The 17,179-nt window shown below is 40.7% G+C and carries 18 protein-coding genes; 6 read left to right on the top strand and 12 right to left on the bottom strand.

Annotated features, from left to right (window positions below):
• The first annotated feature begins 57 nt into the window (after nt 1-57).
• The 6 genes from R7040_RS10460 (at nt 58) to R7040_RS10435 (ending at nt 4,242) form a co-directional block, all read left to right on the top strand.
• The gene (locus R7040_RS10460; RefSeq protein ID WP_042523376.1) at nt 58-981 is read left to right on the top strand and encodes a LysR family transcriptional regulator; all 924 of its coding nucleotides are present in this window, start codon (nt 58-60) and stop codon (nt 979-981) included.
• A 115-nt stretch (nt 982-1,096) separates the two neighbouring features.
• Nucleotides 1,097-1,411 (top strand): hypothetical protein, encoded by a 315-nt coding sequence (locus tag R7040_RS10455; RefSeq protein ID WP_029795225.1) that lies wholly within the window; start codon nt 1,097-1,099, stop codon nt 1,409-1,411.
• 47 nt (nt 1,412-1,458) lie between these two features.
• On the top strand, nt 1,459-2,145 hold the full coding sequence (locus R7040_RS10450) for a helix-turn-helix transcriptional regulator (RefSeq protein WP_172563699.1): 687 nt from the start codon (nt 1,459-1,461) through the stop codon (nt 2,143-2,145).
• Nucleotides 2,146-2,309: 164 nt separating this feature from the next.
• A complete protein-coding gene (locus R7040_RS10445; RefSeq protein WP_021035913.1) occupies nt 2,310-2,492 on the top strand; it encodes a hypothetical protein in 183 nt (60 codons plus the stop codon).
• A gap of 1,064 nt (nt 2,493-3,556) precedes the next feature.
• A complete protein-coding gene (locus R7040_RS10440) occupies nt 3,557-3,874 on the top strand; it encodes a hypothetical protein (RefSeq protein ID WP_235213034.1) in 318 nt (105 codons plus the stop codon).
• The gene (locus tag R7040_RS10435) at nt 3,862-4,242 is read left to right on the top strand and encodes a hypothetical protein (RefSeq protein ID WP_005374128.1); all 381 of its coding nucleotides are present in this window, start codon (nt 3,862-3,864) and stop codon (nt 4,240-4,242) included. The genes R7040_RS10440 and R7040_RS10435 overlap by 13 nt, the downstream gene beginning before the upstream one ends.
• Before the next feature lie 87 nt (nt 4,243-4,329).
• Here the strand turns inward: R7040_RS10435 and R7040_RS10430 are convergent, their stop codons facing one another.
• From R7040_RS10430 to R7040_RS10375, 12 genes are all read right to left on the bottom strand, one after another.
• Complete coding sequence (locus tag R7040_RS10430; protein ID WP_031780875.1) at nt 4,330-4,884, bottom strand: sugar O-acetyltransferase; 555 nt, start codon at nt 4,882-4,884, stop codon at nt 4,330-4,332.
• Between the two features lie 129 nt (nt 4,885-5,013).
• Complete coding sequence (locus tag R7040_RS10425) at nt 5,014-5,409, bottom strand: OsmC family protein (RefSeq protein ID WP_318096866.1); 396 nt, start codon at nt 5,407-5,409, stop codon at nt 5,014-5,016.
• A gap of 497 nt (nt 5,410-5,906) precedes the next feature.
• Nucleotides 5,907-6,095 (bottom strand): DUF4113 domain-containing protein, encoded by a 189-nt coding sequence (locus tag R7040_RS10420; RefSeq protein WP_318096871.1) that lies wholly within the window; start codon nt 6,093-6,095, stop codon nt 5,907-5,909.
• Between the two features lie 344 nt (nt 6,096-6,439).
• Nucleotides 6,440-6,931, bottom strand: coding sequence for a hypothetical protein (locus tag R7040_RS10415; RefSeq protein WP_025612377.1), 492 nt, complete (start codon nt 6,929-6,931; stop codon nt 6,440-6,442).
• A 549-nt stretch (nt 6,932-7,480) separates the two neighbouring features.
• Nucleotides 7,481-7,807, bottom strand: a complete 327-nt coding sequence (locus tag R7040_RS10410) for a hypothetical protein (RefSeq protein WP_262646925.1) — start codon at nt 7,805-7,807, stop codon at nt 7,481-7,483.
• Between the two features lie 240 nt (nt 7,808-8,047).
• On the bottom strand, nt 8,048-11,266 hold the full coding sequence (locus R7040_RS10405) for a type I restriction endonuclease subunit R (protein ID WP_318096865.1): 3,219 nt from the start codon (nt 11,264-11,266) through the stop codon (nt 8,048-8,050).
• Nucleotides 11,267-11,270: 4 nt separating this feature from the next.
• Entirely contained in the window at nt 11,271-12,281 is a 1,011-nt protein-coding gene (locus R7040_RS10400; RefSeq protein WP_262646923.1) for a virulence RhuM family protein, read from the bottom strand.
• A gap of 2 nt (nt 12,282-12,283) precedes the next feature.
• Nucleotides 12,284-12,925 carry a restriction endonuclease subunit S gene (locus tag R7040_RS10395; RefSeq protein WP_318096864.1) on the bottom strand — a complete coding sequence of 214 codons (642 nt, stop codon included), beginning with the start codon at nt 12,923-12,925 and terminating at the stop codon, nt 12,284-12,286.
• 41 nt (nt 12,926-12,966) lie between these two features.
• A complete protein-coding gene (locus R7040_RS10390; protein ID WP_318096863.1) occupies nt 12,967-13,533 on the bottom strand; it encodes a restriction endonuclease subunit S in 567 nt (188 codons plus the stop codon).
• Entirely contained in the window at nt 13,533-15,608 is a 2,076-nt protein-coding gene (locus tag R7040_RS10385; RefSeq protein ID WP_318096862.1) for a class I SAM-dependent DNA methyltransferase, read from the bottom strand. The genes R7040_RS10390 and R7040_RS10385 overlap by 1 nt, the downstream gene beginning before the upstream one ends.
• A 259-nt stretch (nt 15,609-15,867) precedes the next feature.
• Entirely contained in the window at nt 15,868-16,275 is a 408-nt protein-coding gene (locus R7040_RS10380; RefSeq protein ID WP_139061206.1) for a hypothetical protein, read from the bottom strand.
• Nucleotides 16,262-17,023, bottom strand: a complete 762-nt coding sequence (locus R7040_RS10375; protein ID WP_262646920.1) for a hypothetical protein — start codon at nt 17,021-17,023, stop codon at nt 16,262-16,264. The genes R7040_RS10380 and R7040_RS10375 overlap by 14 nt, the downstream gene beginning before the upstream one ends.
• Nucleotides 17,024-17,179: the final 156 nt, after the last annotated feature.

The following is a 17,179-nucleotide window of genomic DNA, read 5'->3' as shown; positions in this document are numbered from 1 at the left end:
AAATTAATTGTATCCTTGTGCTCAACAATAAATGCTTCACGATAATAGGAGATTGATGTGAACGCGATTGCCTCCCTGCCCGTTTTTGTTGCTGTTGTCGAATGCGGCAGCTTTTCCCTTGCGGCCAAACAGCTGAATCTGACGAAATCGGCGATCAGCAAACGCATCAACCAACTAGAAGACGATTTGGGCATTCGTCTCCTTAACCGAACCACGCGTAAGCTGAGCCTGACCGAAGCGGGAGAACGCTATTTTGAGTACGCTTCTCAAGCGCTCAATCTGGCCCAGCAAGGCGTAGACGCGGTATCGGAACTGCAAGGCTCTCCACAAGGTCGGCTCAAAATTACCGTGCCGATGTCTTTCGGTGTACTGCATATCGCGCCTTTGATCAGCGAGTTTCTCGCTCGTTACCCGAAAATTGAAGTGGATTTAAGCCTCGAAGACAAAATGGTCGATTTGGTTAAAGACGGTTTTGATTTGGGGATCCGTATTGGTGAACTCACCTCTTCCAATCTAATCGCAAAACGTCTCGCCCCTTGTAAAAGTGTGCTTTGTGCCTCACCAGATTACTTAGCGGAGTTTGGAACACCACAAAAACCAAGTGATTTAGTCGGTCACAACTGCCTGCGCTACTCCTATTTCCGTGGCGGCGTCGAATGGATGTTCATCAACAACGGCAGCGAATACAAGGTACTTCCAAAAGGAAACTTTATCGTCAATAACAGCGAAGCCATTCGCCAGTTGCTGTTAAGAGGTTCGGGCATTGCGCAACTGCCAACATTTATTGCAGGAAGAGACTTTGCCGCAGGAAATCTAAAACCGGTGATGGAAGAGTACTCTCTACCAGAACACGCCATTTATGCGGTTTTTCCTGAGCGCAAGCACATGCCGTTGAAAGTAAGAGCCTTTATCGATTTTATCAGCGAAAAACTCGGCACAGATTTACCTTACTGGGATCGTTACAACAGCCCAGAAAAATAACCATATTGATGATAAGTGAGTGAGATTTCACTACTGACATGTTCTGACATTCCATCCGCGTAACCTTATTTGGAACTCAACAGGCAATCCGCCAAAACCAATAAGGAATCACAATATGGAAACCGTTATCGAAACTGTGCAATTTCGTCTAACCGCAGGCACAACAGAGCAAGACGTGATCGCCGCTGCCAAACAGTCACAAACGTTTGTGAAGAATCTGCCGGGCTTTTTGTATCGCTCACTCAGTCACGAAGCGACGGACGATGTGTGGACAGACATCATTTACTGGCGTTCAATGGACGATGCAAAACAGGCGGGAAAACAGCTTAAGCAAGCCGCTGAATTTCAGCCTCTGTTATCAATGATTGACTGCGAAAGCTTCGAGCTTATACATCACAACTTAAAAATGTGCAGTGAGCTAGAGAAGTAATCAGCCACACTACTACTAACAACCAGTAGGTCTAGATAAGGAACATCATGAGCAAATCAGAACGACTGTTTGAGCTACTGACGCTTTTGCGCGCAAAGCGTTACGCAGTGACAGCGAAAGAGCTCGCAGAAAGAATGGAAGTCAGCGAACGTACGATTTATCGCGATATTCAGTCGTTGCTTAGTTCTGGTGTTCCTATTCAAGGTGAAGCAGGTGTTGGCTACCTATTGCAAGCTGGCTCTCATCTGCCGCCTTTGATGTTCTCAGAAAAAGAGATGATGGCGCTTGAACTGGGTATGCGGATGGTTCGAGCCTGGTCGGATGCCGAACTCGCCGAAGCGTCTCACTCTGCGTCCACCAAAATACTTTCGGTATTGCCCGATAAGCTCAAACAACAAGTGGAAGATTGTCCGCTGATTGTGCCCGATTATCACACCCAATCCGAGACTGCCAAACGAGGGCAGCTTCTGCGCCACGCGATTGATCATCAGTTTAAGGTCAGTTTGGATTACCAAGATGAAAGCGGACAAGTGACCGAAAGAAAAATCCAACCGTTAGGCCAGTTCTTTTGGGGCAAAGTCTGGACGCTGGTCGCCTGGTGCGAATTGCGCGATGACTACCGCCAGTTCCGCCTCGACCGTATCCAAGCACTGCGTATGCACGATGAAGAGTTTGAGAGTGCGGAAACCAAATATCTCAAACATTATATTGCGCAGTATGAATCGAAAGATTGAGTGTTCTTCATCCTTCCATCAAAAGGATTCTAAATTGCTCTGCTCAATGCGCGATATTTGGAAAGGTACATTTAGTTAAACTAACGTTTCATTTTTAACAGATGCGCAACCAACCTAAGATCGTTAACTTAAGTAGCACGTCAACCACACCGGAGCGTGAAGCTATGAAAGTACTGATTCAATACACCCAAGCAGGGAAATATCGAGATCAAGCGTGGGAGTCTTTAACTCTTCGATCTAAAGGTGATATGCAGGCCGTTACCCCTTCTTATGCTGCCCAACTTATCGAACAAAGCAAAGCGACACTTGTGATGACTGAGGAGCAACAAATCGTTATTCATCCATAACCGACTATTAGCCTTGTTTAACCAACCTTTGTTAGTTGTGCAAGGCTTACATCTCGCCATTTCACGTTATCAATTTTATACACGACCAACTATATTTACATAAAAATCAATAAAATAGTTCTTATTTTCGTTCTCGACACTCCTTCAAAACGGCCTTACATTCATAGCTAAGATATAGGTTATCTGTTAGTCTCTTTATTTCTTCATGATAAAAATTAGGATAAAACCTTTGAAAAAGCATCGGTTTATTATAAGGATAGGTGCAATATGCAATTGATCTGGAACATTATTGGATACTTAATGTTCTCTGGTGTATTAGTTATTTTTTTTCAAACATTCTTTATAGGTATCATGCACCTTTTAATGCCAAAAGACATTGTCAATAGCTACTTTAAAGAACCTTATTTTAACACTTTCGAACTAGCTCTATTTACAGGTTGGCCTTACGCATTTTTCCGAACATTGATGTTTGTTCGTTTAATCGTTCAACCTAACTCAGGTAAAAAACGAAAGTTACCCGATGTATCCCAAGAGGTGCCTAGGTGGTACCGTCTATTATCCTTCATAATAATATGGGTAATTATCATAAACTCTACAATGTTAGCACTTGTATTTTTTATCGCAGGTTTTTTATCACTAGCAAATCATGTATGACCTTCACTTATCCAACCAAGTTTAATATCACACTTTAAATGTAAAAAATCACATTAACAATTTCATACAAATAATAAATACATCAGCTAATTTGTAACTTTTTAAAATGAAAGTCTAGAAGGCAAAAAATAAACCTTTTTAAATATAGTTTTTTGTTAGTATCTGCACAAACAAATTATTAGCTAGAGGTGCTCTGTGTCGGGATTATTTGAGTATAAAATAAAAACTCATGATAACTTATCATCAATTATATTAAACATGTATGGTACTCCATATGAAAGGCTAAATTTATCACTTGATAATAAAAAGCTTACGAGTCTATCCGCATCGCTCGAAGTTGAGGGTTACCTGCGAATGCTCATATAGTTAAACAAGCCGAAAAACTGAATAAAATAGCTCAAGCATCTAAAGTGGGCGGACATGTTTTAGTCGGTGTTGGTCTGACGGCTTCCTGCATTCAGATTGCGAATACACAAGACCAACATGAGAAGAATGAAATTTTTGTTGAGTCAATAACTAGCACAGCTGTAGGAATGGGTACCAGCGCGTTAGTCGGTCTATTTTTAGTATCAAACCCTATTGGCTGGGTGACTGCCATTGTACTCGCTGCCGGCTCAACGGCTGTAGGTTATGCATCCGGTAAAGTGGCAAAAAGCTTTTATAATTCAATTGAAAGCAAGCCAAACTTAGTCGCTAGTACTGGAATAGAGTCTATATGCAGCAAGTAATCACATTTCTTTTTTACACTTTAATGACTGGTGTGATTATTATTTTCTTACAAACCATTTTTATCGGTGTCATGCACTTTCTGATGCCGAAGGAGATTGTTGGGAACTATTTTAAAAAACCATATTTTAATGAATTTGAGCTTTCTTTATTCACAGGGTGGCCTTACGCATTTTTCCGAACATTGATGTTTGTTCGTTTAATCGTTCAACCTAGCTCAGGTGAAAAGCGAAAATTACCTAATATTTCTAGAGAAGTACCAAAATGGTATCGTTATTTGTCGATTCTATTACTGGGTATTATCATTGTTAACTCTGTTGTCGTTGCCCTGACTTTATCAATTGGTGCCGTTCTTTTAGCAATTGAATGAGAAATTAACATTAAAATATAACGATGTACTCGACGAAGAGAGCTCAGTCAGAACTCTCTAATCGCCAGTGTTATTGCATACTGATCTCTACTCTTCTTCGTTGAGACGACGAATCAACTTAGCTGGCGTGCCTCCGTATAGACAATCTGGCGGCACATCATGGTTAACGACCGAGTTCGCCGCAATCACCGAGCGAGCGCCAACTGTTACACCTTGGTTGATGACGGAATTTCCGCCAATCCACACATCATCTTCAATCGTGATAGGTTTACAAAACGTTTCCCAACGTCGGCGACTGCGGTAATCAACAGAATGAGAAGCGGTATAGAATTGCACGCTCGGTCCAATGAGCACGTGGTTCCCGATGGTAATTTTGGCACCATCGAGCATGACCACGTTCATGTTGATAAAGGTTTCTTCACCTATTTCGATGGTCTTACCAAATTCACAATGAAAAGGGGACTGGACAATACAACGGCCTACCTTGCCAAATAGCTGCTTTTGCAATTCGTCGCGCTGACTTTCGTCGGTGTTATTATTAAGTGCTCTAAGTGCTTGAAGAGCATGGCTTCTAATGGCGTCAATTTCTTTGTCCATGCCATCAAAGACCTGGCCAGACATCATTTTTTCTAGTTCTGTCACTGGAAGACTCCTACAACCTGCAATTACTGCTTTCAGATTCTTCACAAGGTACGTGAATTGCGAAATAAAAAAAGAGAAAAGCCCGGACTTTTCTCTTTCCTGTTTTTATATTTTGTGGAGTCTGTCGGCTTACACAATTTCCCAGCTGTGGGTCATCTCAACACCTTCACCTAGCATTAAGCAAACCGAGCAGTATTTTTCTAGCGAGTCAGCCGCCACTTTTGCTACGACTGCTGGGTCAAGCTCGTCACCTGACACTTCAAAGTGGATATTCACTTGCGTAAAGATACGCGGTGCGGTTTCACGACGCTCTGTGGTTAGCTTGGCATTAACTGACGAAACCTTTTGGCCTGCTGTTTTCAAACCATCAACAACATCGACAGAGCTACAGCCACCAGCAGCCATTAGTACCATTTCCATTGGTGAGAAATAAGTACTGTCGCCACTCGCCATTATAATCTCTTGATTTTTATCTGTTTTACCAACAAACTTTAAATCTTCAATCCACTTAACTTCTGCTTTCATAACTCTATAATCCCGATAAAATACACTTTTTTAACAATCTGATTATATCTGTATATGACAGATAAGAAAAAGCCACTCAAAAGAGTGGCTTCAGTGTTCTTGGTGTTTTGTGGACATTTTAGGCAGCCTTGTTGTTAACAATGTAATCATTAACAATTTGACTGTCTTTCAGCCCCAATGCTCGCAATTCAACGTATCTATGGTAGTCAATCAGATAGCAAATTTTTTTGCTGTTAATTGTCATAAATACAGGAATTTTGTAGCTCACCTGACTCATAAGTTTTACCTTTTTTAGAGAATGGTGACTCTTCGAACGTCCTTCCTTTTGATTCCTTTGAAAAATGGCGGTTATATCCCTTTAACCTGCTTCCTGCACTCGTTCGTGCTGATTTACATCAAGACAAAACTTGCCATGAACACAACATACTGTTTTAACCCACAGCTAAGGTTTTTTACCAAGAACGAAATGATTGTTTCACAAAACACTTTGTAGGTCATTAGCTGCAACTGATTTTCGGTAAATCAGACCATTTTGTTGTGTACTGTTTTGAAAGAAATTGCCGTTTCATACTCCATTCCAGTTTGATGCCTTGCGTAGCGATGAACACCGCATCAGTGCCGTATTTTCGATTTAGGCCGTCAAAAACAGCGTTAAGTTTTTCATTGGATGGATTCTCATTTAACATATCTAATTGATGCATCGTTCTATCAGACAAATCTAACTAATTGTATTCTGCGGCTGGCGATTCAAAACCTGCTATTCCTGCGGAGGCAAATAGTGGGATTACTTTTATATAAAACCATACATACTGTATACATATACAGAATATATGGTTCAGAGAAACGAATAGATCAATATGCGGAGAACTGATCGGTCATTGGACACACAAAAAAAGCGATAGGCGATAGTGATACTTATATCGTGCCAAGAGACATAGTTTATTGTGGTACAGAAAAATAGACTAAAAACGAGTAACGTTATACTCGCTTTTTGTCAAAAAATATATCAGCATCTTGAAACGCATGTGTTTTAGAAGAATTGAGCAAAAAGGAACAAGCTGAATCCCCACATGCCAGCAGCATGAATTGAACCACTTAGACCAGCAAGGAAAAAGTCAAAAAACAACATGCCAATTTTGTACTTGACGGCATGGATAATACCAAATATGAAATGAACCAAGATAAAGAACAAGCCACCACAGATCATCGTCATAACAAAGCGTGGAATCATAGCTTGGAAACCTTGGTATAGGAAAACCTTATTTGCTACATCTTGTGGAAAAGAAAGATCCATCAATTGAGCAGTCATTAAAACAAAAACGATGAAAAGTGGAATAAAGTTTAAAAGTGCAACCCACTTACGGTATGTCAACATAAAAGAGTAGTTAATAAACTCACCGCCTTTTTTGTGAATACGCTGTTCTACTTTTGAAGTGAACTTAGAATTGTGCAAATTACGAGTATTTTGCTGGATACCGTTTTGAATGCCTTCAACTACTTTTTTATTACGTGAATAGAACATAGAATTAACCTCTTAAAGAACATTTTCCATAAGAAGATCATATACATAGAAAAGAAAAAAACAACAATTTCTTGTATGTTATTTGAAATAAACATACAATTATTATATAACTTGGTGACGAACGCATTTTTTCAAGATGGTTTTACAAAAAAGACTTCTTATTGAGTATTTGATTATTAATTTAATCTCGAAAATAAATCATAACTTTCTTGTGTAAATACGAACGAAACTCACATGCATTATCTACATCTACGAGGTTTAAGTCATGTTTAACTCAATTCTATTATTTGTAATACAACATCCAGTTTGGACAGGATTAATCATTGGGGGGCTAATTGTGAGCGTGCCTTTTTTAAAAATGTATATTTCAAGTTCATTGCGCAAGTAATACTGGTAATTGTTCGAACCTTCACGACTATTTCATTGTGGGATTATAAAATAAGTTTAAAGCGAGTAATGTTATACTCGCTTTGTGTCAAAAATATATTTTTCAACTTTTGCAATTTCTACGAAGTGCATAAATCATAGAAGCATTGCTTCCCTTCTGGATTAGATCAATTCGTATCGTTTTCTCTCAATCTTCTTACACTCAGCTTCAAGTTCAGTGCGGTTTTCAAGTAACTTAGCCAGTTTTTCTGAATCATTATCTGTACTTGCTCGATAGATAGTATTTGAAAGTTCTTGTAAGTCGTTTATTAAGCCAAAAAGTTTTTCATCCAGTTCTTTTGAGTTCATTACGATTGATTTTACATATACATTTTCTGCATCAAAAGCATTCCAGGCCAACTCTATCAAAGCCTGAACAGGCCTGCCTGTTAGTGTTCGGTTAATAAAGTCTTTTTCAACTTCTACATTGATAATGTTTTGTTCAGCCATAGCCATCTGATTATTATAGGTACATTTGTGCAAATCATAACGTATCTAAACACCAAATACCGTAAGTGCATCGATGATTTCTTCCTCAAAAATATATCGCCAAGTCAACATTTTAGAAAAAAAACCATCACTTTAGGCTTCGACATTTAGTAGACACACAAACGTCAATAGAACCACTATCTACAGGTAGAGCGGGTTACCCCGCTCCATTTAATCTATGCTTTTGTCTTTTTTACCATATCATTGCGCTCTTTCTTTCAAGCCCTTCATCAACATATCAAACATCAATGCGGCAAAGTTCTTTGCGACAGCGTCATTGGAGAGAACCTTCATCGCCATTTGCTCATGGACCCCCATACTCTCAATCACGGCTTCAGTGATAGATTCAGGGAACTGTCCCAGCATCGCCTGCTCCTTAGTATTGTTACGAAGCTGATCCATGACGACATCATTTTCAGACACTTTCCCAGCAATGGTATTGGCATAGTTGAGCATATCGTTTTCCGATAAACCATCTTCGATAAACAAGTCATTCATTCGTTCAATGATTTCATTAAGTAGCTCAGTTTTTGGATCTTTCGGCGTTGCGCCCGTCCCCTCTTTATCAGATGGGAGATGATGCTTTTGTTCTTCACCTACTTTATAACCCAACTTCAAGTCGGCTTCTCGCTGCTCATGCAAGCGGTAATGTGTCATCACTACATCAGATAAATCGATATCTTCATCGATAATGTCTAAACGCAACAATGGGGCAAGGTGATTCGCAAACAGTGCCAACTTCTCCAAGTCTAAGTCACTAAAATCAACGATCTGAGACACGAACTCGTAATAACGAGCGAATGAAGTTAGGTCTTTCTTGAATACGTCGAGGACGTCTCTCGCTTCCTTCGCATGTTTAACGCTGTTCTGAGCAAACTTAATTGCCTTGTCATTTTTCTCAATTTTAGCTTTTGATAAATCAGCTTGAGCAATTTCTAATACTGACGTGGCATCTTTGTAGCGTTCTTCAAAGCGCTTCACTGGTGCTTTGCACAGGTTCGCCAGTTTTGATTGGCTTGCATGTTTACTATTGTAAGCTTTAACGAAGGCTTCAACTTCAAACCACTGGTATATTCCGACCTTGCCAAGCTTATCCATCAACTCATAAACAATGTTAGGATCAGATACCCCAGCTAATTCAGCCGTTTGGAAGTAAACCTTGAACTCAGCCAGAATATCTTCAGGCTCATTAACAAAGTCCAACACAAAGGTTTTGTTTTTTCCCTTACAGGTACGATTCAATCGAGATAATGTCTGAATACACTCCACACCTTTAAGCGGCTTATCCACGTACATCGCGACCAATTTAGGTTGGTCAAATCCTGTCTGGAACTTATTCGCAACCAGCATCACTTGATAATCATTAGTATCAAATGCTTTGCGCATATCGCGTCCAAGCAAATTAGGGTTCATGTTGTTTTCAGTAAAAGGATGATCGGGTAAATCAGGGTCATTCACTTCACCAGAAAACGCCACCATTGCATTGACGTTAGAATAACCTTTTTCTTGCACGTATTTCTCAAACGCCAGTTTATAACGCACCGCCTCTAACCGACTTGATGTCACCACCATTGCTTTGGCTTCACCACCTAACAAGTGCTTCACTTTACTATTAAAATGCTCAATGATTACTTCAACTTTTTGAGCAATATTGTATGGATGTAGTCTCACCCATTTAGCCATTTTCGATGCAGCTTTCTTGCTATCTACTTCGTGATCAGTCGTCGGATTATCATGTGCTAATTGATAAGCGACACGGTAGCTTGTGTAGTTTTTCAGAACATCAAGAATAAACCCTTCTTCAATTGCCTGACGCATTGAATAGACGTGAAAAGGCACTGGTTTATTGGTATCACTTTCTGGCTCTAATGGCTCAGGTCTACGACCGAACAAACGTAATGTTTTCGCTTTTGGTGTGGCAGTAAACGCAAAATAACTCAGTTTATTTGAGCCCTTACGAGCTTCAACCGACAGAGCAAGCATATCTTCACTGTCTAACTCTTCATCGTCTTCCAGTTCTTGTGCCATTAGCACTTCACGAAGTTTACGAGCGTTTTTACTACTTTGACCTGAGTGTGCTTCATCGGCAATCACCGCAAAACTACGACCTGCCAGTGTTGTATCTTGCCGAATCGCCTCTAAAACGTGTGGAAACGTTTGAATCGTCACAATAATGATTGATGTACTGGCTTTTAGTTCCCCAGTTAATTGACTGGATTTAGAGCCTTGTGACTCTTCACGGTTAACGCGAGCAATCATCCCTTCATGGTGATCAAACTGATAAATCGTATCTTGAAGTTGGCTATCCAATACGGTTCTATCGGTGATCACAATAACGGAATCAAAAACCTTATCACCCGCCTTTTTACCCAAATCAGGATGAGAGGTGTGATAGTGCTTTGAGGCAAGTTGGTGAGATAACCACGCAATCGAGTTCGACTTCCCTGACCCCGCACTATGTTGAACCAGATATTTATGTCCCGTTCCTTCTATATCAACGGTGTTAAGCAACTTTGAAACAACAGCCCATTGGTGATAACGAGGAAAAATCATTGTCTCTTTGACTTTGATTGAACCGTCTAACTCTTCAACATCTTTACGTTCTAAGTGAATATAGCGACCTAAAATCAGCAGCAAATTATCTTTCTGGAAAATCTCGTTCCATAGATAGGACGTTGCGTAAGCGTCATCTTCTGGGATGTCGTTACCTTTACCACCGTCAGACGTCCCTTGATCGAAAGGCAGGAAGAACGTCTTTTTACCGTCCAAACGTGTCGTCATCGCAACGTTGTACTGACTCACAGCAAAATGCACTAACGCACCACGCTTGAATGTCAGTAGCGGCTCTGTTTTTTTCGTCGCGGGATCTTTAGGTTGCCTGTCTTTCATGTACTGAACTTTGGCATTATCAATAGACTGCTTAAATTCAGATTTAAGTTCACAAGTCGCGACAGGGATACCATTGACGAATAGGGTCAAATCTAACCGACCGTCATAACCGTTCGGTGAATAAACCAGCTCTGGCACCACTCGCAAAATATTTTGCTCGTATTGCTCAGTCGCTTCTGGGTTCAAAGCGTGATCTGGCTTGAAAGCACAAAGCTGGAACTTTGCGCCTCGATCTTTAACTGTATTACGCAGCACCCACAATGTTCCGTGGTTCTTTAAATCACGGACTAAGGATTTGAGAAGCGCATCTCTGGTTGCGGTTGGATTTCGCTCCGTACTTGGAAAATGCTGCGCGAGCTTTTCCCACTGTTTCGGTTGAGAAGTTCTTACAAATGCCTCAACGTCTTCTGGGTAAAGTGCTAATTCACGATTGTATTTACTCGATTGACCTAACAACCAACCATTGGAAAGCATTTGATCAAGGATATCGTTTTGGAATTGCAGCTCTCTAACTGTTTTCTCTTGACTCATAAGCCTATTTCTTTTTTTCTAATTTTTTTACAGCCGCTGCTAAATCTCGATCAACTTGCGTTGGGCTGGCGTCAATCACACATCTAAACTTATCGTATTCGTGCTTGGCCTTCTGTTTCGCCTGCTCCGCAGATACTTTTCCAGCGTGTGTTAAGATATTAAAATCACTCAGTTTTAGAAAATCATCAAGCTTTTCCGCCCAATCAGCCATTTTCATAAGCTTACCTTGTCTTGCTTGCAGTTCAGCAAACTCAAGGTAGGAGTTAACTAATCGGTTTAACGTATCTAACTCGTTCTCTGACAGATAATTTTTGGCTGTAACTACTTCTTTGCGCGTCGGCTCTGTACCTTTGTAAGTGGTCAGTCCCATGTGAGGCTTATCACCATCGACTCGTTTAAATATCAATTCAGCAGCGGTATGGCCGTGCGCAGCCCAATGCATTTTGTTTTGCACCTGTGCGAAAAACTGCATACTGGTTTGGGCACTCCCATCATAGTCAACACTGGTTGCATAAATATCGCATACTTTACGCCAGAAGATTTTTTCCGATGAGCGAATGTCACGGATGCGGTTAAGCAATTCATCAAAATACTGACTGTTGTCAGGATTTTTCAGACGCTCATCATCCATGACAAAACCTTTGGTCAAATACTCTTGCAGCGTTCGAGTTGCCCATTGGCGAAATTGTGTACCTTGCTTTGAACGAACTCGATAGCCCACGGCTAAAATCGCTTCAAGGTTATAATGGGCGACCTCTCGACTAACCTGACGACTACCTTCTTGACGAACTATTCGGAAATTCCTAATGGTTGAATTTTGTTCAAGCTCACCTTCATCATAAATATTTCGCAAGTGCTCGTTAATCGTGGGGACACTCTTTTGATAAAGCTCGGCAATCAGGTTCTGTGAGAGCCATAAGCTATCGGACTCAAACAAACACTCTACATTCGCTTGACCATCAGCACTTTGAAACAGGATGAACTGGCCTTGCGGTGGCGTTAACTCATTACTCATCTTTACGCACTCTCCTGCCAATCTCGAACATCAATCTTACCTGTCACGGCTGCTGAGATAAGAGCTGTCTTGCGTTCTTTCATCAACTCGATTTGCTTTGTCGCCTTATCTTCAATTTTTACAAAAGTCGCATTCATAGATTCAATCTCAGCAACAATTTTATCTTGTTCATTCTTAGGCGGCACAGGCATCATGATACGACCAAGTTCTTCAAAATATAGACGAAGCCTCATTTCCATAATTCCACGAGACCAACGCTTGAATTCACTTTGAGTAAACTCTTGTCTAAATAAGAAATGATAAAATTTAGGGTTAATATCTTTCGTTTTTCGAAGTATGTCATAAGCAGGACTGGTAACACCGTCATAATCGGAATACCCAACAGCCCCCATCCAAGCAAGCAGTTTATTTACGATAATATCGCCTTTTTTTACAGACCAATAACCATCAGTATTACTGGCTTTGTTACCTTTTTGCTCTAAGTCCTTTCGAGGGGCAACACCAATAGCTGCATAAACCGATAACAATTCCTTACCATGATTTTTTGTTGAGGGTTCAGCGACTAATCTAAAAAAGCGCTTTGTGGGTAATACTTCCCAATGCTCAGGCACATCTCCCAACCATTCCACACCAGAGTCTTTCATAGGTGCATCAGGGTTCAAACCTTTGGTTACAGCGTGAGAAATCACCGCTTGGCGGTTTCGTGGTCGAGGAAGTTGGCGATTTTTTGTTGTTCTTGAATTGATGGATTTGGGACGCGGTAATTTGCTAACTCATCCGTTGATAGTTCAAGAAATGTTGTACCCCTGCCAAGATTGTTAAGCTGCTTACCACTAATGGACAACACGTAGTAAACATATTTGTTCTCAACGCTGGTTGTTTTAATTAACGATTTACAACCTTGATTAGTACAAAGCTCTTTTGAAGCAATAGCAATCGTACCAATTGGTGCTCTGGTTGATAAAATAAGCGAACCTTTTGGGACAAGAGAAGTACCACAAGAACTTAGGCCTTCATTTGTAATAGTCTTTGATGAAGTAGATATACTCTCGTTAACTTTACTTAAATCCGCAGGTGTGACCCAAGTTATGTCACCATCCCAATACAACTTCTCACCAGAGCGAGGGGTTGACCCATTAACAACCTCAAAGCTCCGTTTAATTGGTAAACAACTCCAAGAAACTGGGATGACCCCAATCCAATCAATTCCGGATTCCTTATACTCTGAATATGCTTTATAACGACCAGTCATTATGAGTGCACCTCGTTAAGTAGCTGCATAATCTCAGCCGATACTGCATCAAGATCTGCATCAATTTCATCTAACTTTCTTGGTGGTTCATATACGTAAAAATGGCGGTTGAATGGGATTTCATAACCGACAATACCTACCTGTCCATCTAACTCATCTGTCTTACTTTCATCAATCCACGCATCGGGAACGTGGGGTAAAACTTCACGAGCAAAATATTCTTCAACGGTTTGGGTTAAAGGCACGTTTTCATTGTCGCGCAAATCTGGGTTGGCTTCTGGCTTACCTTTGTCTTTACCAGATTTTACAAGGCAGGTTTCGGCTTCATCATCATGCTCACCTAAGTGTTTCACAATCAGTTTTTGCTGTGTCGCACTGAGTTTGGTGCCAGCGAGATTTTTGGTTAAAGCTTTTAGGAACTGGTCTCGTGAAAGCAGTTTTTCATCTTCAAACATAGTAAGCGCGTTAAGGATTGCTTCCTGAACCGAGTCATTAATTTTTGACCACGCTTTATCCGCTTTAAGGGCCTCAAGGCGCGTTTCATCTTTTGGATAAATAGCCAGTTTTAAAGGACGTTCAACCGTAATACGACGGTAACCAAACTCTTGGTAATCAAAAATCTTACTAAACTCGTTTTCAACAAATTGACCGTAAGTTTTTACTATCGTTTCAATACCATCTTCTGTTAGTTCTCGACGCTTACTGCCTAAAGATTTTCTCATCGCAGCATAGAATACATGCTCAATTTCATCGGTTGACTCACCGCCGCCACTGCGACCACGTCCACCATTTTTAGGACGCTCTTTTGACGCATTAATTAGCTGGACTTTGCCTTTACGGTTTGGTGCTTTGTTATTAGACAAAATCCAGATATAAGTGGCGATACCAGTGTTGTAGAACATATCGGTTGGCAGAGCGATGATTGCTTCAAGCAGGTCATGCTCCAGAATATAACGACGGATTTCACTTTCACCACTGCCAGCCCCACCTGTAAACAACGGTGAACCATTTAAAATAATACCAATACGAGACGCAGTACCTTTGGCTTTATCTTCCACTGTTAGCGGGCGCATTTTACTGATGAGGTGCATTAGAAACAGCAATGAGCCGTCTGAAACACGAGGTAATCCCGCACCAAAGCGACCTTCAAAACCTTTCTCGTTGTGTTCATCAATAATCGATTTCTGAATCTTCTTCCAATCCACACCAAATGGAGGATTAGACAGCATATAGTCAAACTTATCGGTGCGCAGTAGGTCATTAGATAAGGTGTTACCCAATTTAATGTTATCGACTTTCTGTCCCTTAATGAGCATGTCGGCCTTACAGATAGCGTATGACTCAGGGTTCAGTTCTTGCCCAAAGGCAGAAAGCGACGCGCGCTCGTTTAGCTCAAGCACATATTCCATACCAGACGATAAGAAACCACCCGTTCCGGCCGTTGGGTCATAAATAGAACGCACTAAGCCCGATTGTGTTAATAATTCATCGTCATGAGAAAAAACCAAGGATGTGGTAAGGCGAACCAAATCTCTCGGAGTAAAGTGCTCACCCGCCGACTCATTAGAACTTTCAGCAAAGCGACGAATCAATTCTTCAAATACCAACCCCATGCCGTAGTTATTAATGACATTAGGATGTAAGTCAGTGGACGCAAAACGTTTTGCAACTTTATAGAGCAGATCTGCCTCTTCTAACTTGTCGATAGTATTGAAAAAATCAAAGTGTTCGAAGATTTCACGAGCATTAGGGCTAAAAGACTGAATGTAGTTTTCAAGGTTGCGAGCCACCCCTGTCTCACCCAGCTTGTTTAGATCCATTTTGGAAGTATTGTAAAAGCTGAATTGAGCCGTGTGGGTTAACACTTTTTCTTGTGCTTCAAACGGCATCGCCTTTACGGATTCATATTTATCCAGCACTTGCTCTTTTGTTGCTTCCAGAACACACTCCAAGCGACGAAGCAGTGTGAAAGGCAAGATAATGCGACCATATTGAGATTGTTTGAAGTCACCACGCAGAAGGTCTGCAACAGACCAAAGAAACGCTGCCGTTGAAGAAAAATTATTGTTAGTCATTGTTATTCGTCTGATTCCATAAAAAATTACCCAAAATCATACCACTTATTGTCCTTCATTCAGAGTAATGTTGAAATCTCGCGCAGCAGAATCGGACCGCTATCACCAGAGATCATTGGCATGTTTTGAAGCAATACTCCGCAAAAATCCCGCAACCTCTTTCCCTAAAACACAAAAATGCCCCATATAGGGCAATTTTCAAAGATAGGAGCACAATACTACCTATATTATTGTTGCAAATTAGCCCCTTAAATCGGACCTAATGACGGTGTGATTTTAGGCGAGAGAGTTGAGCGCTAATGTAGTCGTTTCGTAGTTGCTGCGCTGTTCGATACCGACTGTCAGGTCCGATGGAGACGGTGCGGAGCTTTAATTGATTGATCACATACTCTGTGAAAAATGATCGACTGGTCAGGCGCTTTTCTATCTCAGCAAAGAAGCTCTGCCTATCGACAACGATGAGTCTTTCATAAGCCAGCAATTGATAAAGACACTGTTCGATAGGTTGATCCTGATTCGCTGTAACGTGTGTTTCAACACCAGGTAAACCAACAACTTCAATTGACCAATGTCCTTGATACACTCGTAGCGATACGCATACCACGCAAGGATGTGATCGTTGCCACTGAGCCAAAGATTCTTCATACGAAACATTACAACTGACCATAATACACCTCATCATAAAGGCTTAGAGTGTATTCCTGCTCTGACTCAGCATTAAGCTGTGAAAGTTGAACAGCGTAATCATCTTCTACAGCCTGTTTCTTCATTGGTTTCGCCAGAACAAAGGAATAATTCTGATAAGTATAACCCTGTGGTTTTGAGGCTCGTTTTATGACTCTTACAGCATTTTTACGGTCTTTTTCTGTCTCACGGTCATACCCGAATAAGTCGAATAAAAACTCTCGTTTAAGCTTTACTTGCTGACCATAATAGCTTTTGAAATTGCTCATCATCCAACCAATGATTGAACGATGCGGTTTCATTTCATCTATGTCTATGAAGTAGCTTTGATTTGTTTTATCGCCATGATGGTTATCAATCTTGATAACTTTTCTTGAACTAAATGGAGCAGTATCAACAGAGTAAGTGATGTAAAAATTATCAATAGAATCAATCTGAATTAAAGGATGTTTTAGCTCGTACAGTATATCCAACATAGGCTTTTTGCTGGATTGAAAATAACTGCATATTTCCGACAGAGAGATACGACAAGTCACAATCTCATTGCTTTGGTTATAGTAGTTGATTAGCTGATTGTGATGCAGCAGATAAAACGCCACTTTTAGCGCTTTAAAGCTCAAACCTGATGGTAAAAGCAGACGTTGATACTCGTTGAAATGAGTATGAATGAACTGACGTTCTACGATTAGAACCTTATGTTTTGGGTTGTTTTTCGTCGTTTTAACAGACATTAGCTTCTCCTTTGATGTTTGTCGTTAAAGAGCAAAAATCAAAGCATAAAAGCCTATCCCAGCGTGTTTGAGTGCGGTGATGGAAGTGATTTAGCGTTAGTTTATTCTGTAAATTATCTCAATTTGATTTTTATCTCTTATATCGTTGTTACATAT

The sequence above is a fragment of the Vibrio sp. 1069 genome (assembly GCF_033340555.1).
Note: the sequence above shows the minus strand (reverse complement) of the source record. Positions and strands in the feature narration are given on the sequence as shown.